This is a genomic window from Streptomyces sp. CC224B (genome assembly GCF_030010595.1).
Taxonomy (GTDB): domain Bacteria; phylum Actinomycetota; class Actinomycetes; order Streptomycetales; family Streptomycetaceae; genus Streptomyces; species Streptomyces longispororuber.
The window spans coordinates 1-1426 of record NZ_JASCXL010000242.1 but is presented as its reverse complement, the minus strand read 5'-3'; the positions used below and the strand labels follow the sequence as shown (position 1 = coordinate 1426).

At 69.4% G+C, this 1426-nt stretch carries 1 protein-coding gene; it reads right to left on the bottom strand.

Features of this window, described 5'->3' with window-relative positions; genetic code table 11:
- A partial coding sequence (locus QK440_RS41155; RefSeq protein WP_282798383.1) for a condensation domain-containing protein occupies positions 1-1372 on the bottom strand: 1372 nt, incomplete at its 3' end.
- Positions 1373-1426: the final 54 nt, after the last annotated feature.

Here is a 1426-nt window from a genome sequence, read left to right as displayed (position 1 = left end):
CCTGCACTTGGAGGCCGGGTAGGTCGAAGTGGGCCTGGTCGTTGTTCTGCAGTGCCAGTGCGATCTGGAACAGCGGGTGGTGGGAGGCGGACCGCTGTGGGTTGAGCTTCTCCACCAGGGCCTCGAAGGGGATGTCCTGGTGGCTGTAGGCGGCCAGGCTGGACGTGCGCACCTGGTCGAGGAGGTCGGTGAAGGTCGGGTTGGCGGAGGTGTCCGTGCGCAGCACGAGCATGTTCACGAAGTGGCCGACGAGGTCCTTGAGGTGCTCGTCGGTGCGTCCTGCGACGCCGCTGCCGACAGCAATGTCCGTGCCGGCGCCGAGCCGGGTGAGCAGCGCGGCCATGGTGGCCTGCAGCACCATGAACGGTGTCGCGCCCGAGGCCCTGGCCAGTTCGGTCACGCCCCGGTGCAGCTCGGGGCCGAAGGTGAAATGGAGCAGGTCGCCGCTGTGGTTGAGCATGGCAGGGCGTGGCCGATCGCCTGGGAGGGTGACTCGTTCGGGCAGTCCGTCGAGCTGATCGGCCCAGTAGGCGAGTTGGCGGCTGTAGAGGCTGTCCGGGTCATCGGGGTTGCCGAGCAGTTTTCGCTGCCAGAGCGTGTAGTCGGCGTACTGCAGCGGCAGCGGTGTCCACTGCGGCTGTTCACTCCGGGTGCGTGCGGTGTACGCGGTGGCCAGGTCCCGGGCCAGGGGTGCCAGCGACCAGCCGTCGGCCGCGATGTGGTGGATCACCAGCACCAGCACCCACTCCCGCGGCCCTGTGGTGAACAGCCGGGTGTGCAGGGGGGGCTCGGTTGCCAGGTCGAAGGTGTACCGGGTGGCTTCGGCCAGGGCCGTGGTGAGCGCGTTCCCGGCGGCGGTCTGCTGCGGGGCCAGGGTGATCGTGGTCTGTTCGGGCTCACGGACGTTCTGGAACGGCTTGCCGCCGATCTCGGGGAACGTGGTGCGCAGGGCCTCGTGGCGGGCCAGGAGGTCATTGACCGCCGCTTCCAGTGCGGATACGTCCAGGTCGCCGCTGAGCCGCAGGATGAACGGCATGTTGTAGGTCGCCGAGGGGCCTTCGAGCTGGTGGAGGAACCACAGGCGTTGCTGGGCGAAGGAGAGTGGCAGCCGATCGGGCCGCTCGGCGGCCCGCGTCAGCGGGGCCCGATGGTGGGCGGCGTCGGTGTCGAGGTGCGGGGCGAGTGCCGCCACGGTCGGGTGGGCAAACAGCGTCCGCACGTCGATCTCGGCACCCAGCGTGCTGCGGATCCGGCTGATCAGTTTCGTCGCCAGCAGCGAGTGACCGCCCAGGTCGAAGAAGCCGTCATCGATGCCGACCCGGCCGACGTCGAGGACCTGGGCGAACAGCTCGCACAGCAGCTCCTCCCGCAACGTGCGCGGAACACGGCCGGCAGCCCGGGGAACGAAGTCCGGTGCGGGCAACGC